We start from the raw sequence: 338 nt of genomic DNA, 5'->3' as shown, positions 1-338 counted from the left end.
GAAGCATGTTGACCTCGAACAGTTGAATCGAGATCATCAGGTAGACAGAAAACGCTGTGATGGCCCCAAACTTCAGGACCGCGTTATTCCGCACCAGTAAACCCACGAGAATCGTGGCGCAGGTGCCAAGCCCTGCTATTCCCCAAACCTCGGGGATCGAGAGGTTATCGTCCGGAACAGCCGAATCCCCTCCCGCTAGGTAGTCAACGCTTCGAACCAAAAACTCCACAAGCATCAACCACGTCAGAAGACGTAGAGTCCGCGTCACGACTCTTCAGTCCGCCCCTGATTAAACTCAGCAACCTGCCGGTTGAGATCCTCAGCGGACAGTTCCGGCT

1 protein-coding gene is annotated in these 338 nt (G+C 54.7%); it reads right to left on the bottom strand.

What is annotated here, in order from left to right:
• Positions 1–238, bottom strand: a 238-nt coding sequence (locus ACXIUA_RS01230; RefSeq protein WP_457975925.1) for a hypothetical protein, incomplete at its 3' end; no start/stop codon positions are given.
• Between the last annotated feature and the right edge of the window lie 100 nt (positions 239–338).

The organism is Corynebacterium sp. UMB8791, assembly GCF_054166365.1.
This window is presented reverse-complemented; position numbering and strand designations above follow the sequence as displayed.